Source organism: Paenibacillus tritici, assembly GCF_018207515.1.
GTDB classification, from domain to species: domain Bacteria; phylum Bacillota; class Bacilli; order Paenibacillales; family Paenibacillaceae; genus Paenibacillus_AQ; species Paenibacillus_AQ tritici.
The window spans coordinates 7,360,198-7,377,629 of sequence record NZ_CP073365.1; the positions used below are offsets into that span (position 1 = coordinate 7,360,198).

13 protein-coding genes are annotated in these 17,432 nt (G+C 53.0%); 1 reads left to right on the forward strand and 12 read right to left on the reverse strand.

All coding sequences use genetic code 11. The features are described from left to right. Window positions 1-48 precede the first annotated feature (48 nt). The 6 genes from ltrA to KDC22_RS31635 form a co-directional block, all read right to left on the reverse strand. Window positions 49-1,341, reverse strand: a complete 1,293-nt coding sequence (ltrA, locus tag KDC22_RS31610; protein ID WP_211720874.1) for a group II intron reverse transcriptase/maturase — start codon at window positions 1,339-1,341, stop codon at window positions 49-51. Window positions 1,342-1,925: 584 nt separating this feature from the next. Continuing rightward, window positions 1,926-2,126, reverse strand: coding sequence for a cold-shock protein (locus tag KDC22_RS31615; RefSeq protein WP_019914790.1), 201 nt, complete (start codon window positions 2,124-2,126; stop codon window positions 1,926-1,928). Between the two features lie 281 nt (window positions 2,127-2,407). Continuing rightward, window positions 2,408-2,686 carry a hypothetical protein gene (locus KDC22_RS31620; protein ID WP_173133811.1) on the reverse strand — a complete coding sequence of 93 codons (279 nt, stop codon included), beginning with the start codon at window positions 2,684-2,686 and terminating at the stop codon, window positions 2,408-2,410. A 69-nt stretch (window positions 2,687-2,755) separates the two neighbouring features. After that, on the reverse strand, window positions 2,756-3,862 hold the full coding sequence (locus tag KDC22_RS31625) for an MBL fold metallo-hydrolase (protein ID WP_173133813.1): 1,107 nt from the start codon (window positions 3,860-3,862) through the stop codon (window positions 2,756-2,758). A gap of 20 nt (window positions 3,863-3,882) precedes the next feature. Then, window positions 3,883-5,199, reverse strand: a complete 1,317-nt coding sequence (locus tag KDC22_RS31630) for a DUF3999 family protein (RefSeq protein ID WP_211721483.1) — start codon at window positions 5,197-5,199, stop codon at window positions 3,883-3,885. Next, a complete protein-coding gene (locus KDC22_RS31635) occupies window positions 5,165-7,735 on the reverse strand; it encodes a DUF2339 domain-containing protein (protein ID WP_211721484.1) in 2,571 nt (856 codons plus the stop codon). The genes KDC22_RS31630 and KDC22_RS31635 overlap by 35 nt, the downstream gene beginning before the upstream one ends. A 190-nt stretch (window positions 7,736-7,925) precedes the next feature. Here KDC22_RS31635 and KDC22_RS31640 point away from each other — a divergent pair, with 190 nt between their 5' ends. Beyond that, entirely contained in the window at window positions 7,926-9,128 is a 1,203-nt protein-coding gene (locus KDC22_RS31640) for a polysaccharide deacetylase family protein (protein WP_211721485.1), read from the forward strand. A 460-nt stretch (window positions 9,129-9,588) separates the two neighbouring features. Here KDC22_RS31640 and KDC22_RS31645 read toward each other — a convergent pair whose 3' ends face one another. The 6 genes from KDC22_RS31645 to wsfD all read right to left on the reverse strand — a co-directional run bounded on the left by KDC22_RS31645 (window position 9,589) and on the right by wsfD (window position 17,408). Then, window positions 9,589-9,837, reverse strand: coding sequence for a type B 50S ribosomal protein L31 (locus KDC22_RS31645; protein ID WP_036691962.1), 249 nt, complete (start codon window positions 9,835-9,837; stop codon window positions 9,589-9,591). 197 nt (window positions 9,838-10,034) lie between these two features. Further along, a complete protein-coding gene (locus KDC22_RS31650) occupies window positions 10,035-10,889 on the reverse strand; it encodes a diguanylate cyclase domain-containing protein (protein WP_173133831.1) in 855 nt (284 codons plus the stop codon). Then, window positions 10,886-12,973: a cellulose biosynthesis cyclic di-GMP-binding regulatory protein BcsB gene (locus KDC22_RS31655; RefSeq protein WP_211721486.1), complete on the reverse strand. Its 2,088-nt coding sequence runs from the start codon at window positions 12,971-12,973 to the stop codon at window positions 10,886-10,888. Before KDC22_RS31655 ends, KDC22_RS31650 begins: the two co-directional genes overlap by 4 nt. A 43-nt stretch (window positions 12,974-13,016) precedes the next feature. Further along, window positions 13,017-14,267, reverse strand: a complete 1,251-nt coding sequence (locus KDC22_RS31660; RefSeq protein ID WP_211721487.1) for a glycosyltransferase family 2 protein — start codon at window positions 14,265-14,267, stop codon at window positions 13,017-13,019. Window positions 14,268-14,301: 34 nt separating this feature from the next. Beyond that, window positions 14,302-15,861: a hypothetical protein gene (locus KDC22_RS31665; RefSeq protein WP_211721488.1), complete on the reverse strand. Its 1,560-nt coding sequence runs from the start codon at window positions 15,859-15,861 to the stop codon at window positions 14,302-14,304. Beyond that, complete coding sequence (gene wsfD, locus KDC22_RS31670; protein ID WP_211721489.1) at window positions 15,858-17,408, reverse strand: glycan biosynthesis hexose transferase WsfD; 1,551 nt, start codon at window positions 17,406-17,408, stop codon at window positions 15,858-15,860. The genes KDC22_RS31665 and wsfD overlap by 4 nt, the downstream gene beginning before the upstream one ends. Window positions 17,409-17,432: the final 24 nt, after the last annotated feature.

The following is a 17,432-nucleotide window of genomic DNA, read 5'->3' on the forward strand; positions in this document are numbered from 1 at the left end:
TTTTCCCTCATACGGCTTTCCGATGTTTGTCATTCATGGGCATGCAGATTACAATAGCGTTTTTAGTCCACACTTATTGACCATATACTTGACCTCCGGGAATGAACTCATCCATCTCCTCCGTTGTCTCTTCTTCGCATACCACCGCGTAAATCGCTGCAGGATATACCAATCCAGCTTGGCTAATCTCTTTTGGCTGTAGTTCGTGTAGTAATAATTTCTCCATCCCTGTATCTTTGGATTGAGCCATTCCACGTGTTCCACGAACGATTTCCAGCGCATGCCGGGCGGTGCTAATCGGTCTTTGACCACGCCTCGGATACGTTCCTCTGCCTTCTTCGTTAGCCACTGCTGGGTGGTATAGTACACCTTCCCTTGAGAAGTTTCTGCTTTCGTTTTTCGGTGGTGCATTCCTAAGAAGTCGAAGCCTTCGTCTCCTGTCCACAGACCTACAATGCGGGTTTTGGTCGGATGCAGCGTGAGTTCTAGACGTTCCATAATGGTGCGGATGAGTTCATACGCATGTTCTGCATCCTTTTTGGTTTTACAGACCACGACGAAGTCGTCTGCATACCTCGTCAGTTCTCCCAGTCCACTTCCGTGTTTTTCCCATAACCGGTCAAAGTAGTTCAAATAGATATTCGCCAGCAGTGGCGAGATGACACCACCTTGGGGTGTCCCTAGATCGGAGCGCCGTACCTTTCCTTCTTCCATTATTCCCGCATGAAGCCACTTCCGTATGAGCTTCAGAATCCGTCTGTCATTGATACGCATCTGTACCAATTTCATGAGTTTCTCTTGATTGATATGGTCGAAGTAACCTTGGATATCGACGTCGACTACCCAATTTCCTTTGCGGTTGCAGGCTTTCCGGATTCGCTCCAGCGCTCCTTTGGCACTTCGTTTTGGACGAAATCCGAAGGAGACTTCTTTAAAATCGGCTTCAAAGATGGGTTCAATCACCAGTTTGGTTGCCATTTGTAAGACACGGTCCCGTACGGTAGGGATGCCTAGCGGTCTTGGCTTCCCATCTTTCTTCGGGATATAGTGCCGCCGAACCGGCTGCGGATGGTAGCTGCCTTCTTTCAATTCTTGCTCACAGCTTTTGAGAAATCTCGTCACTCCTTGTTTCTCGATTTCAGCGAGCGTTACGGCATCCACTCCCGCAGCTCCCTTATTCGCTTTCACCCGTTTCCAGGCTTCGCATAGCACATCCCACCGGTAGACTTTGTCGTACAAGGCGTGGAATTTACGCTTGTTGTTCTCCTTGGCCGCATGACCTAGCTTTTCTTGGAGTTCTTGAACTTTTTCCTTGGGTGTCGTTAGCCGTTTGGCATTCACTCACTCGTACCTCCTCCAAAAGCGTAAACAAAGCAGGGCTCCTTCCCTCCCTAAGGTTATGTTGTCCTTAGGTTCTTCGGTACTACGAGCCCCTCGGACTCCCTTCCCACAGACGGTTCACTTCGTCTTCTGGACTTATAGAGCGCCTCTTTACGGGTTCCTAAAAAAAAAATTCCGTGTGGGGGAGGGTCTCCCCAGTTCACTGCATTATCTTTCAATCCATGCCGTTCCCTATACGCCGGAGGGTTCTTCACTGTTGTTCCAAGTTCTGCACAGCTTCCTTGGCCTTCGTCCATAATAGCGGGACTCGGCTCCCTCTGTTCCCCTTTGCAGGGCCTTTTTGACGACGCGGCAGGATTCACTTGATGTTGCGGCCTGAATTGTTGCTCGCCCGGTCTCTGACCAGTACTTTTGTCGATGCGCTTTTACACACAGATTTCGCCATGTGCAAGCATCCTAGCTACAAAGGTAGCTTGGTCCCTCCTTTGGTTGGACTTTCACCAACTAGATAATGCGTGCCTCTGGGCACGCCTATAAAAAAAAGCTGCCCTCAACTTGTGTTAAGGGCAGCTTATTTGGGTTTATTACAGTTTTACAACGTTCTCAGCCTGTGGACCACGAGCGCCTTGAGTTACGTTGAACTCAACGCGTTGGCCTTCGTCCAAAGATTTGAAGCCGTCGCCAGTGATTGCGGAGAAGTGAACGAATACGTCGCTTCCACCTTCAACCTCGATAAAACCGAAACCTTTGTCTGCGTTGAACCATTTTACTGTACCTGTTTGCATGATATTACCTCCAAAGTTTTATTTAACACATGTCCTTTTATTCCTACGTATTGTACGAACAAATAAAAATTCACACATTGGAAAAGGCTCCATAAACACAAATGCTAACCTTTTACAATATGTGAATTAAGGGTTAAATTTATGATTAACTTCATTGTAGCACACTAATTCTCCAAATGCAAAGCATTAAGTGCAAATGAAGCAAATAAAGTTAAAATTTTAGAAATTGTGCCGGGCGCACGGCCTCTTATGAGTAACCGCGTGCCCGCCAGCTATTGGGTTCAGTCGATATATCCGGCTAGTCCCTTGTCCATCAAATAATCCATTTCAGCATCCAGAATGGTCTCTACCGTCAGCTCGTCCAGCTTCACATCACGCTGTGCCGTAACATAATCGACCAGATCATCATTATCAATATCAATCTCGCCCTTGGCATTGGCCTTCGCCTGATTGATGAACGCCTGCTCGTGCTTCAGCACCAGCCGGATGACGGCCGGAGCCACCTTCGTCTGTGCAGACAATACTTCCACCAGTTCCTGCTCGTTCACTTCATTACTCATCTTCGTTAGTCAGCTCCTTGGCATTTATGCACAATGATTGTACCACAAGTCCCCTTAAGGCGCGCAGCCTCATCTCCACCAGGGGGAATCCGGATACGCGGGGGCACCTGCAGTTACAGTCTCTCCGATTCTTGGCGTAGCCAGCCGTACCCCTCTGCGCGCCGCAGCTGCTAAGATACGTTCCACCGGATCAGTCCAGTCATGCATGGACAGGGTGAATGCCCCCCAATGAATCGGAAGCAGCAGATCTCCCCGTACCTCTATATGTGCTTCTACCGTCTGCTCCGGCAGCATATGGATATCCGCCCAGCGCGGATCATATTGGCCGCATTCCATCAGCGTGAGATCAAAGGGGCCGTACTTTCGTCCAATCTCGGCAAAATGCGGACCATACCCGCTGTCCCCGCTGAAGAAGACCTTGGTCTTCTCGCCTTGGATGATCCAGGAACACCACAGCGTGGTGTTGCGGTCCAGCAGGCTCCGCCCGGAGAAATGACGCGCCGGAGCACTGGTGAAGGTAATCCCCGCATAAGTAAGCGTATCGCCCCAGTCCTGCTCGCGGATCTTCTCCCCGCTCACCCCCCAGCGCCGCAGATGGGCACCAACGCCCAGCGGCACAATGAACAGGCCGACCTTATCCTTCAGCATGCGGATTGTCCCATAGTCAAGATGATCATAATGATCATGGGAGAGCACCACGGCATCCATCTGCGGCAGCCGGGAGATCTCCAGCGGAAGCTGCTTGCTGTAGCGGCGGCCGCCGATGAACGGGAACGGCGACGGGGCATTGCCTAGCATAGGGTCGAGGAACAGGGTAACGCCGTCCATCTCCAGCAGTACAGCCGAATGCCCGAACCAGGTGACCCGGGTATCGCGGCTCTGTCCGATGGATTCCGGCAACAGCCCCTGCGGCTGCAGCGGTTCAGCCGGTCTTGACCGCGGATTACCCTTGATGAAGTCTCTCAGAATGGAGAGGCCGCTGCCCCCGGCCTTCCCGCCGCTTAACTCAGCAGTCTGCGGATAAGCAAATTTGCCCTTACTGTAATGAAGCGAACGGCTGTTCAGAAGCTTCTCCTGCTTCCCGGCCCTCCGCCCAAAGGCCGGGTAGACCGTCATGAGGAGATAGGCTGCGGCAACCACCGCAAGCAATACAACTGCAATTATGATCAGGGTCATGCGTTGATCCTTCTTTCTTACTATTTAGTCCGTCCGAGCTTACGGGCAACAATGAGAATAAGCAGCAGCGAGACCGCGATAATAATGGCATTGAAGCCCCACTGGCCCTGGAACCAACCGCCTTGCTCCTGCGGTTCTTCCGCTGCTTCCGGCACTGATGTCTCTGCACCGAGCGCAGCCTGTACCAGCTTCTCCCCGTCAATCCGGTCTTTGAAATTAATAATATCATACTGCGGTGCGGTAGCCAGAGTATTGCCGTAGATTAATGAATACGGCGCCTTCTCCCCTCCTGCGAATACAAGCCGGTCCACCAGATACTCAATCTGAAGGTCCTTGATTATAATCGGGGCATCATCCAGATTGTGGATTACAACCCGCAGGGACCCGGAAGAGGATGGCGCCAGCAGCTGGATCTCTGTCTGTGAAATCCGGGTATCCTTGAAATCGAGCCGGTACAGCTCCCCGCTTCCAGCCACCGGTATCCTTACCCCGTTACTGTCATAGAGTTCATACCTCCGCAGGAAATTCCCGGTGCTGCCGAGCTTCACCCTCCCAATCTTCAGCCGGTTCATGTTGCTTATAAGGATCTCGGTGCGGTTCTCCACCTGGGTAATCTCCGTCTGCGGTGTCTTCTGCCGCAGGAATGCAGCCGTTCTCCACTCCCTGCTGCTGTCCACAAGCTTCAGGCCGGGGAACTCCAGCCCCTCCGGATTGTTCTTCACCACAAGCCGGTAGTAGCTGAACTTATAGCCGCGCTCCAGCGTAATGCTGTCTGCACTCAGTCCGTTTGTGGCATAGAGGTCCCCTGTGGCTACCTGCTCCCAGGCCAGCCCGTCATAGCCTCCCCACACCTCCACATGCTTCAGGAAGGATTCCGCCGGAAGCTCAATCACCAGCTTATTCCCCTGAATGTCTACATGCTCGGCAAGCGGCTTAATCTGGTAATCCAGCAGCGTATCTGTCCCTTTCACTGCCCTGTGGATCAGCGCCGAGGAATAGACGGCATCATGCTCTTCCACCGTCCGCGCTCCGTTCTCCAGGTAATACGGAACCGGAGCGCCGGTGCGGTCGGTAATACGCAGATCGCGCAGATCCTCTGCCGCTGACCGGTATACTGCTTCATCCAGATACAATTCATAATAGGGAGCCGTCTCCGGGATGGAGAGTTCACGCGAGAACTTCCATTGCCCGCCGCCGGCCTTCACAGCCGCTTCAGGCGATGCCGCCGCACTCTGCGCCGGATGAACAACCGGGGCACTCAGCAGCAATCCGCCAAGGACCGCCAGCAGCACAGCCGCCGCTCTAGTTCTCTGTCCTGTCTTTCTCTTGCGGCGCATAGGCTTCCTCCATTCTGACCGATATCCGCTGATAGAGGTATGAGATCCCCAGCAGGCAGAGCCCGAAGCTGAAATAAGCGATGATCTTGCTGCCGGTGTTCAGCAGGGTCAGATCATAGAGCAGCAGCTTGCCGGTTGCCAGCAGGGACAGCCCCAGTCCGAAACGGCGGATGTACAGATATCTTCGCCAGAAGCCGTACATAATGAACAGCACCGCCAGCAGCAGATAGATCAGACTGAAGGCCAGCCCGCCGTCACGCACCTGGATCTGCACCCCGAGGAATGCCGTAATCATCACCAGCAGATAGATGCCCATAGCTACAGGATACAGCTCAATATTCTTGTAATCGCGCAGCAGTGTAGTCCGCAGCAGCCTTGCGCCGCTGAACCACACGAACAGATTGAAGAGGATCAGCAGAACCAGCACCAGAACATCGGCTGCGGAGCTGCCGGACAACCCCTCCGGCAGGCTGGGCATGCCGAGCGTGATGCCGATACAGATGGCATAAGTAATCCCGTACAGCAGCATGACCATGATGCCGACCACGGCATCATACAGGACCCTTATCTTCGGCAGCGCATAAGCGAGGCCGGAAGTGAGCAGTCCCGCCAGCAGCAGCTTATAGAATGCATTATGCGCTGTATTCTCAGGCACCATCCAGTCATACAGACGCAGAGCCTCGTATATCAGGTACGCATAGAAGTTCACGATAGCGGCGTATTTGAACCAGACCGTAGCCTTCACCTCCGCAGGTGTGCTGCGCAGCAGAATGTCCTGGCTGGCATAGCGGAAGGCATACAATAAGGCCACAATACTCATTCCCGCCGTTACAAATGTATATTTCAGATCGAAATACGGATTGCTGTAGTAGACTACAGCATTAAGCTCAGACACCTGCAGCAGAACATCGAATCCGAAGAAGGTTAGCAGACAGAGCGCAAGGATTCCCCAGCCCGAGCGTTCCACTGCCTTGAAGCGGTACAGATGGCCGTAGACCGTAAGCGCCACGCCTTCCACCAGCCAGCCGATAGACCACCAGGCCGTGCCCAGCTGGAACGGAATCATCAGGATGGCAAAGGTTAAGGAGGTTACATAGAACAGCAGCTTGCTCTCCCTCTCCTGCGGCATCCGCTTCTCCAGCAGTACACCAAGTCCCAGATACATCAGGCAGAAGGCCAGCGCCAGCGCACCTGTGAATTCATTCAGACCTGCATCCAGGAAAAGAACATACAGCGTCACACAGCTAATGACTGTATTGCAGCCCAGCAGGCAGAAGTCCAGCCAGGTAAGCTTCGATTTGAACTTGAACGGGTACCAGAGCGTAATGCCCAGATACATCGCGAAGGTCAGCACCGCACAGAGGATACCCGCCGCACGGCTGTCCGCCAGGTTAATCAGCAGCAGGATCGAAGGTGTATTGAACAGGAAGCTGATGTAATTGACAACCACCCAGCGCTTGCGCAGGGAGATCAGCAGAATCAGCAGGTTGAGCACGAACAGATACCCCATCGCCGCGTACACGGCACTGCCCTGCAGCCCGAAAGCCCCTATGTAAGAGAAGAGCGGCAGATACCCTCCGACAAGGCCCATGGAACAGATGGTCCGCGACTCGTAGCGCAGCGACAGCAGCACAGCGGACAGAGTGACCAGTACCGACAGGCCGATCCCGGCCCATAACCCGATAATCTCCAGTAAGAAATAGCTGTAAAAAATCGAGCCGTAAAGTACGGACACCCCGCCCCCGATCAGGCCGAGGGCAAAGGCCCCCCGCCCTTTGCGGAATAGCCATTCCCCGCCCGCCAGCATCACAGCCCCCAGCAGGAAGAAGGCGCTGCCCTTCATATAATCATTGAACCAGGTGGAATAGCTGTATTTGAACCCCGCTCCCACTGCCAGTAGGAGCAGCAGAATGCCCAGACGGTTGATCCAGTTCAGGCCGATCTTCATCTCGATCCGGTTCTGCTTGCGGCGGCGCAGCAGGGTCTCTTCACTGACCCCTTCGGCTGCGAAATCATCCAGACCGCTGTCCATCGTACCCTTCAGGGACTTCCCGGTCTCCCGCTGCCATTGCCTGCGCAGCAGGATACTCTCATTCAGCTTCGCCTGCACCTCATCCAGGATATAGTTGATCTGTGTCTTCTCCTGACCCAGCTCACGGGCGCCTATTCTGTACATCTCCTCTATACGCCGCTTGGCTTCCTGCTCGAAGGATGTCAGCCGGTCGAGATAAGCGTGATCCCGGGAGGCGAAATACGTCTGCAGCTTCTGCCGCGATACCCGCAGAATGCCCAGCTTCTCATCCAGAATCTGCTCGGCGAGCGCGGTCCGCAGCTCCGAGTTGTCACGCTCCAGCCTGGCAGCCTGAGCCTTCAGCTCCGCCAGGATCAGCCTGCTCGCCCCATTCTCCTGCATCAGAACTTCATTCTCGCGGACAAGATCACTGCTCTCATATTCTTCAATCAATGCCTGATACTCTTTCAACAGCCTGTCTTGCTGCTGCTGCACAGCCCTCATCCGGTCTCTGAAATCCTCCATAGCCGCCCCCCAGTATCTGCTAATCGGCAAATTGTTAATATATTCATTATAAATCTAATTACCACCGCAGGCTCTTCAAAAATCATCTGCCTCCAGTTTCCTGAAAAAAACGAATTTGTCACATTTTTGTCTTCCCGGACGTTATAGGTTTATTATTATCATTATATTCAGGACATAGGAGAACCGGACATTGAAACTTAACCTGCGACAACTGCAAAAACGTTATATCGTCTTATTGTTACTATTAGTAGTCTTCCTGCCTGTTCCTTTCAGAATGAAAGGTATGACCAAGCTTGAAATTACCGGCCTTGACGGAACCCGGATCACCACAGATGCTTATACGCTGACGGCGGATCATGAACTGATGCTGGATAAAGAAATCGCTGAGCGGGCGCTGGGCGCCCGAATCGGCTGGGAGAAGCAGGCTCCGCTTCCCACAGGCGTCTATTACAAAGATCAGGTGGCGGTATTGATGTACCATCATCTTGCTGTAGCACCGTTAACGCTCTATCCCGGAGTATTAACTGTTGGGCAGTTCGATGAACAGCTGCGGCTGCTGAAGCAGGAGGGCTTCCATATCATTACGATGCAGCAATACCGGCAGTTCATGCTGGAGAATGCCCCGGTTCCCGATAATGCCGTTCTGCTAACCTTCGATGACGGGTATGAGAGCTTTTATAAGCTGGCCTTCCCGATCCTGCAAAAGCACGGCTGCACCGCAGTGAACTTCATCATTGTATCTGATGTGGATCATCCGAATAAGCATCAGGTGCCCAAGCTGACCTGGGAGCAGATGCGAGGGATGAAGCGCGCCGGAATGGACTTCTATAATCATACGTACAATTTGCATTATTACGGCATTGTCGATGCAGAGGGGGGCACCCGTCCGGCGGCGAGCGCCTTGCTGTATATTGATGATGAGAACCGCAATGAACTGAATGAAGAATACTACAGAAGAGTAACCGGGGACCTGGCTCATGCAGAGCGCAGGCTGAAGGAAGAGCTGGGCAATACGGATTCGGCTATTGCTTTTCCGTACGGCTCCTATAATGACAAGCTGCTGGAGGCAAGTGATTCACTCGGTATCCGGCTGAAATTCAATATCGGGCAGGGCTTAAGCTCCAGAACAACGATGAACGCACCACGGATCAATGAAGGGGACCGGACCCTCGCTCCGGCGCTGTCCATAGAACGGCTGAAGCATCCGACGCCGCCGATGGTTCTGAGCGTGAACTCCGCGCCGGTCCATCTTACCGGAGCTCCGCCAAAGCTGAGGAAGGGCAGATTAATGGTTCCGATAGATGCGCTAAGCAAAGCACTCGGAGTAGAGATGCAGTACGACCGCAGCAGTGGAAGCTTGAAGCTGACGCATAGCCGGAACAAGGCAGGTTGAGCAGGGGATTCCTCGGAGGGGTAGCGCCAGACGGGCAAATCCGCCTACCCCTCACCGCGCCTGCCGGACCGCCGGACCCCAGGCTCGCGGCCTAACGTTACCCGGTTCTTCCCGGTGCATACACGAAGACCCTACGGGCAGCCCGTAGGGTCTTCAAAAGGTGAGAAGCGAATTTATAGTTATGCCGGGGTTCCAGTTGCTGGTTGCTGATGCTAATCCGGATAATAATCGGATGACATCCCGATTCAATCCGTCCTTCAAGCAGTACATGGGTTAATCAACTTTCCTGTCGGAAAACACACAATCAATGCCCTTCCAAACATCTAATTGATACCTTCCACTTCCCACCTAAGCATTAATACCCGCAACAGCGGCACGTTAAACACCCCCGATACAACAAAGAGGATACTCCTTCACCATCTGCATGGATGCGGGAATATCCTCTATAGCAACAATACCATTATTTCTTCTGAGCAAGCCGTTGTTTGAACTTGTCAACACGACCGCCAGTTTCGGTATCTCTTTGTTTGCCTGTGTAGAACGGGTGGGATGCAGAGCTGGAGTCTACACGGATCACTGGATAAGTGTTGCCGTCTTCCCATTCCATAGTTTCACCGGATGATTTGGTGGATGAGCTCAGGAATTTGTAGCCTACGCTTGCATCGAAGAAAATAACCTGGTTGAACTTAGGGTGTATGCCTTGTTTCATTGTAGTAACCTCCTTTCATTACGGATACAACTTCTTCGGTATTATGAAGCCATCTCTTGGTCTATTTGAAAAATCAGGTTAGACGAAGGGAGATGCGTAAATCTTCCGATTTTTACACGCCATACTATCATACGTGAAATGAGTCAGAGAGTCAATAGTCAACACTGGAGCGGCCTCAAGATCCGGCCGCTCCTGTATTATACATCGTATTCCAGCTGGTTTTTGGCCTGCACAATGAAATCCAGCGGATTCTCAATCTTGTCCGCCTCATATTCCACCGCACCGATCTTCAGCCCCAGGTTCACCTTGTATTTGCCGGAGAACTCCGTGTCATTCAATTCCTGAAGCCGCTGTTTGATCCGCTCAATGACAATTTTGGACCCTTCACGGTCTGTGAAGAGCAGCAGCCCCCAGGTCGCCTCCTCCTTGTCCAGCAGATACAGCGCATCATTGGTACGGATGCTGGACTGGCTGAGCTGGGAGACATCATAGACTGCTTCAGACAGCTGTTCTTCCGGGATGAGACGGCGGATCTCACTCCAGTATTTCACCTTCACCACCAGCAGCGTCAGCGGAATCTTATAGCGGGTCGAGATTCCGATGAACAGATTGGCATCCTTTTGAAAGGAGATGCTGTTGCGCAGGTCTGTATTCTCATCCACTGCGGCAAGATTGGCCGTGCGCTTCAGCAGCCGTTCGTTCTCCGCCTGCAGCTCGCGGGTACTGGAGGTGAAGACCCACAGCACGACCGTAAGCAGCGGGGTCATAATCAGCCAGAAGTACGTGTCTACCCCGATGGACGCGCCCTGGGTTACCGTCTGATATACCACGAAGAAGCCGTAGCCGAATACAAACGCCAGATTCAGCGTAAGTCCCGCGGTGACCGTGGTGAAATACGTGACCAGGGCCAGGATGAAGGATACATTCAGAATAATAATGTTCTGGATATAGTGGTCCGGAGAGCCTGCGATATATACGATGCAGGCGAAGATCAGGACCAGAAAGGCCAGGAAGCCAAGATCCGAGGTTAGACTGCTGCGGTTACGTCTCACGCTTGATCACCACGTTTCTTCTTATGTTTGCGCAGCAGCAGCAGCAGAGCTACAACCACCAGCGCCACCATCAGTACCGCTGCGGTCACGAAGCCCAGCACATCCGTGCGCTCCATCACCCGAGAGGCCAGAGACTCCGGTTCGGCACCGGTGATGGTCTTGAAGCGGTAGGCATTGACTGTGCCGTCCTTGTCCGCTACAACTCCGTCACCGTACACCTTCCATCTGTCCTTCTCGCTGCCAATCAGCTTGGAGACAATGAAATTGCTCTCGGAGCGGACGGCCGTAACCGCCAGCAGGCCGCGTCCGCCCTCGTAAGGCGATTCCAGCAGCTGCAGGGTGCCGATCCCGGCCCCGTACTTCTCCTCAATGGCTAACTTCTCATTGGACAGCAGGGTTGAGCCATCCTTATTATATTTGAAAAAAAGCTTGTCATTGTTATCGCGGATCACCTTGTTATCCTTATAGGTCCCGATGGCAATGATATTGTTGTCCTTCAGATTGCCCGCTGTTACAGTATCGCTGTAGTAGTGAACATCACCCGTATTTCCCCCGGCGTATTTGCCGAGCATGTTGAAGATATTGCCCAGGCTCCTGTAGGTGTAATCATCCTTTTCCTTCGGCAGCACCACGGCTACACGGTTGAAGATTCCATCGCGCAGGAACGGATACGGGTAATTGCCCAGCAGCAGATCTGTGCGGTCCTTCGTATTCAGCCGCATCAGCGATTCCTTGCTGATATAGGCCCAAGGCATCTCATCCCTGTTAGGGGTGCAGAGAATACTCGCCAGCTCCAGCTCAAACGCCACCGTCACAGTGAAGTTGCCGGAGATATTCAGACTCTGCGGGACATTCAGATTCAGAACATCCCCGTTTGCCAGCTCCTTCGTCAGCTTCTTGCTGCCGATGGGCGTATTGTTGATGCTCACTGTAACCAGGGAACGGTTGAAGTCGAGATTCGCGGCATAGCGGAAATCCAGGCTGATCTTCCCGTCATCTGCAATGGAGCGGTTAGAGGGCAGCGATACGAAATACGTCTGCTCCTGATGATTCGGCCCGGTCAGCTTATCCCCCGTATCCGTGAAGGTAATATTCGTGCTGATGGGCGGTGCCGGATCTACTACATGAGTAGTACCGTCAACGACCTTCAGATCCTTGCTGATCTGGCTCATCAGTGTTCTGCTGGCCATCAGCCGTCCGGCTTTGATCAGCAGGCTCTCGTCCTTGGAGGTGACAATCAGCGTGGGCTGGGATTCCTTGTCAACCAGCTGGATTACGGCATGTGTACCCAGGTCATCCGCCGTGCTGACCAGCCTTTTCAGCCTATCAGGCAGATGGTCATACATGGCTACCAGCACTACTGCACGCTTGTCCTCGACGGTGCTTTCGCGGTAAGGCAGCAGCGGAATGGTTGTATCGTTCAGCGTATTGCCTTTGACGAAGCCCGAGAGGGCGTAGGTGGCGCTCTCCAGCTCAGCCCCGCTGGCATTCTGCGGGACCGTGAGCAGGCTTTGTTCTTTTTTCACCGTATCCATGCCCGAGAATCTGCTGCTGAAATCCTGAATCCCCCCGGTAATCGCCTTAGTTGTGTACTTGACGGCAATATTGGAGGTATTGAACAGATGCAGCCAGCTATCCTGCATATCATCGACATTGCATAGCTGATACCCCCCGGTATCCGTTCTCAAGTTGCCCTGGATGCCCAGCGTATTGGTGCCTTCGGTCACGAAGCCCTTGGGTACCTCCACACTCAGGCTCTGCTGCCCGTTATTCTCCCGGGACGGCCTGAAGGAATGGAACGGAATGCCGTTCAGCGACAGCGTTACACTCGAGCGCGTATCCTCATTAATCTGAGACGCCTGGAAATGCAGATTAATCATTACTTTATCAATGTTCCAGTACTCCATTACTGTGAAGAACTGCTGTTGGGAGCCTGAGCCCTTGAGGGAAATCTCTCCGCCCGTGAACGAAGTTTCATACGTCTGCCCGGCTTCACCGGGAAGTGCCGCCGAATGCGCCGCAGGCATTTGAACCAGGAAGAGGGAGAGGCAGAGCAGCAGTGTTATTATCTGTTTTCTCATCATGTCCGTGTCTCCTGTATCTCTAATTTCTCTGACCTCCGGCGCATTAATAACGCTCGGTTTTGTACCATTTGGCTTCCCGTTTGAAAATAACGTCTTTGAGATAATTGTATAGCCCGTAAGCTGCAACCACCATCCAGAGCTGGCAGTATGACACGTACATCAGCATAATAATCCACAGGTTCGACAGGCTCATCTCGCCCTTCTCCGTCGTAAGCGTAACGAAGATGCCCACCACGAACAATACGATGGCGAGCAGCCACAGGAAGCTGCTGAGTCCGGCAATGGTGGTATGGACATAACCCATGGCATGCAGAACGAGCAGAACATCCGAAGTGACCAGTGAGATCAGCAATAAGAAGTAGATCGAGACATAATACAGAATATCGAAGCGGATCTTCGCCGCCTTGCGGTCGAAGAGAAGCGGAAGGTTCTTCACAATGACATAGATATTGCCCTTCGCCCAGCGTGTCCGCTGCTTGAACCACACCTTGACCGTCTGCGGCTCCTGTTCCCAGGTGACCGATTTGGGCTGGAATTTGATCCGGTAGCCCATCATGTAAATGCGGAAGCTGATCTCGGTATCCTCGGCAATCGCCTTCACATCCCAGCCGCCGATACTCTCAACGATGGATCTGCGCATAATGAAGTTCGTCCCCGGGATCGTACAGAGCTTGAAGAGCTTCCAGCGTCCCGCTTGAGCCATCCATTGAAAAGACAAGGTCTCGATATTAATGAACCGGGTCATCAGGCTGGCATTACGGTTGCGGGTTCTGAACTTGCCGATCACCGCGCCGAGTGAGTCATCATTAATGATCTCTGCCACAAGATATTTCAGCGCTGTGCGCTCCGGTGTATTGTCAGCGTCATAAATGGCGATCAGCTCTCCCCTGCTGCGGGAGAAGCCGATGTTCAGGGCATTGGATTTGCCCTTTCCGCCTATGACGGCATCCGTATTGATGATAATCAGATTGCGCTGCGGATTCTTCCGCTGGATATCGCCCAGCAGCTCCGCGCTGTTGTCCGACGAATTATCGTTGATGACGATGATCTCATACCGGTCATGCGGGTAGTCGAGGGCCAGCAGGGATTCGACCGTCTTGCTGATCACAATACCTTCGTTGTGTGCAGGAACCATGATCGTAACCATCGGATGCTCACCGGTGATCTCCGGCACAGCTTCCTTTTCAGTTGCAATGTAGTACAGATATCCCGCTATAATCAGCGCCACATTCACCAGCAGCAGGGACCAGATGCAGATGACCGCAATCACCATCAGGACGTCTGAGATCGTCATATTATTCTCCTAATGTCGCTAAATTTTTCTCGGATTACTTCCTCAAATATTTCCTCCGGTATAGTCTGTAGCCGATGGCGAGCAGACCGCCGAACAAGATCAGCGCAGCCAGAATCACGACGATGAAGAATTGATTCTGCACGCTGAACAGCGTGTTGAAGCTGGTAGCCTGCTTCTCCTGATACTGGTAATCATCAATCACCGTCTTCGGGATATAATCCACATCCAGCGTATGGCCGTCCACCTGGATCACACCGCCGGCGGCTACAAGCGTATGAATATCCGTGCTAACTTTATGGGAAGCCTGCTTATAGTCTGCGAAGGTGTACCATTCATTCTTCAGACTCTGCAGCAGCTCCTCCAGCCCGTCTTCATTCTCCGGCAGGTCGTACGTAACTCCTGCATTCAGCGGCAGCTGCGGCATGGCCTTGCCGTCCCTGCTGATCCCCTGCAGCAATTCCGGCGGCAGACTATATACAGCGGAAGCAAAAACCGCCGAGGTGTCCATCTGCTCCATATAATGCGTCTCCCCGTCGGGGTAGAGTACTGCCGAGTTGAAGAAGCCCATGCCAGCGGTGGAATATTCCTTGTCATACGTCCAGTACCCCTCGGCAGCAACCCCCAGCGGCACAGCGCCTCCCTCGGTCAGCACATTGATGAAGTGGTTCATCTTCCCGCGCAGCGTCCGGTCCTTCGTATTGACCGGCGGTCTGACGGCCGGAGCATTAACCACAATACTGCCGTTATGGGCCTGCACCGTTCGCAGGGCTTCCAGATACCTTTTCATTGCGGGGAAGTCCGTATTGCCGAACACCGGCCGGACACTCGCGATGAAAGGGATACCGCTCTGATACAGCCGGTCTGCCAGCTCCTCCAGCAGCTCCAGATCAGAGAACGGATAGATCTCTTTGATCACCAGATACGTTTGAGGCTCTGCGGTGAACTTCAGCCAGTCCTTCAGCACATAGGCCGCAGCCATGCCCGTGAAATTCCCCTGCTTCAGATAAGGCAGGTAAGTTATTCTGCCCCTGCTAACCGCAAAGGGCGCCTGCATTCCTTCATCTGCCGAGGACCACAGGCCATACGAGCGTCCGCTGCCCGCGGCTGTAATATAGGGCATCTTCTTCACATCCAGCGGAATCCCGGTGAACCCGCCGATGGACAGGCTCGCCCCGGCCCCATGCCACACGCCCGGCTTCAGCCCCAGGGCCTGCTGCATCCCGGCGGGCGGTCTATACCCAACATGCAGCACAGCCCCCCGGTACTTGGCTGCATCCTGCAGATAAGCCTGATTCGTAATCCCAAGCTCGTCGTTATTCACAACGGTGATTACTCCGGTGTAGGCGGACATGCTGCCCGGCTCATAACCGGCAATAGGCTTAAGTGTGACTTGTGCGCTATAGGCTGCGAGCAGCCGTTGCAGCTCTGCCACATTCCCCTCCTGGTCCGTGCCCCTGCCCAGGCTGTCGAACAGCAGCAGAATACGCTGTGCCGGAGCCGGAGAAGCAGTTGCTGCGGATACCGCCCGTACGGGCGGCAGGAGTGATCCCCCGAGTAAGAGTATTACGAGAATGAATATCCCTCTTCGTCTCAAGCGCCCACCCCTCTGTTAAGAGTAGTATAATCCGTGGCCGGCAAAGCAGGTGGTGCAGCCGGCATTGACTTTCTGGATGACATTCCGCGGCCGATCACACTGGATACGACCTGGAAGGTAATCAGGTCGAAGGCAAGAGTGAACAGGAATTCATGCTTGGCAATATCGGCATCACCCGCTCCTATAATAGAGACTACAATGCCCGACAGCCCGACAAGCATGGTCGCCAGAATCAGGAGCAGCCTTTGCATCCCCCGGTAATCGCGTGTACGAACCGCGCGTACGAAGGACGGCATATAGACTCCAATAGTTACAGCCATCCAGAGCAGAATGAAGGCAAAGGTACGGGGAGCCAGCTTCTCCTTGAGCGTACTGTACAGACTGAAGAAGTGGCTCTGGGCCCGGAATTCCTTGCCTGCGGACATCTCGTAATTCCCCATCGCAGCCGGTTTGATCTTATAGGCGCTTTCGGCGGCCGTATCGAGAATCGAGCCAAGCTGCTCCGGATGGGTTACATAGTATTTGAGGATAGAGACGAAACCATACCGGCTGTAGAAATCCTTCTGCAGCATTTCCGATTTCACATCCACTGTCCCGTATTGGTCATAGTAGGTATTGGACTTAAGAATTGCGTATTGTTCGTTGATGCCAAAGGAATTAAGCGCAGTCTCCGGGTTCTCTGATTCCATCAGGACGCCGCGCGTCATTGCATGATATTGGTTAATATTTACGAACTCTTTGGAGATATTAAGATAAGTGGCAATCCCGACGAACATCATCAGACCAGCCGACAGGAGGGTAATCCAGCGGAACAGCTTATCCCGGCGGATCAGGATCAACGGAACAGAGAGCAGGGAAATAACCATCCCCACAGGAGCGTTCTGCTGCTTGGAGGTAGTAAGAATCAAGGTGCTGATCAGAAGAATCGCCAGCATCGCGTAATCGTTATATCTTTTGCGGTAGAGCAGCAGCCAGGAAGCGAACACCATGATCATGGTGACCATTACCACGCTTTCGCCGAAGAACGAACTGAAATAGGAAGTATACCCTGTATCCCCGAAGATAAAAATCGCCAAGACTGCAACCAGCATTCCCCGCTTGAACGACATTTTGAATGTGACAGCTTCAATCAGCAGATAGATCGCAGTAACATACAGCAAGGTATAGATCCCGGCCTGGAACCGGATATCGAATACTTCCTTGCTGAAGAACAGCTTATTGATGAAGATGGCCAGCTTAATGAACAGGGACTGGGAAGACACTACCATCGAACTGTTCTCGTTATAATATTGGAAGATTCCGAACTGCTTCACGAAATACCCGAAATACCGGCTGTCATAGTCCGGAAGATCGAAGTATAATCCATTGCTGTATATAATCCGGTAAAAGTCCCCGTTATCTGCCATCCCGATATAAGGGAGCGTAAACAGCGAGATGACGGTCACCAGCAGAACGCCAAAGGCTGCGACAAACGCCGGAGTCACACGAAAGCCGGCAAGCGTCAGACCAGGACGAATGGTTGTATGCTCTAAGTTGTTATCTATCATCTCGGATTCACCCTCGTTAGTTTA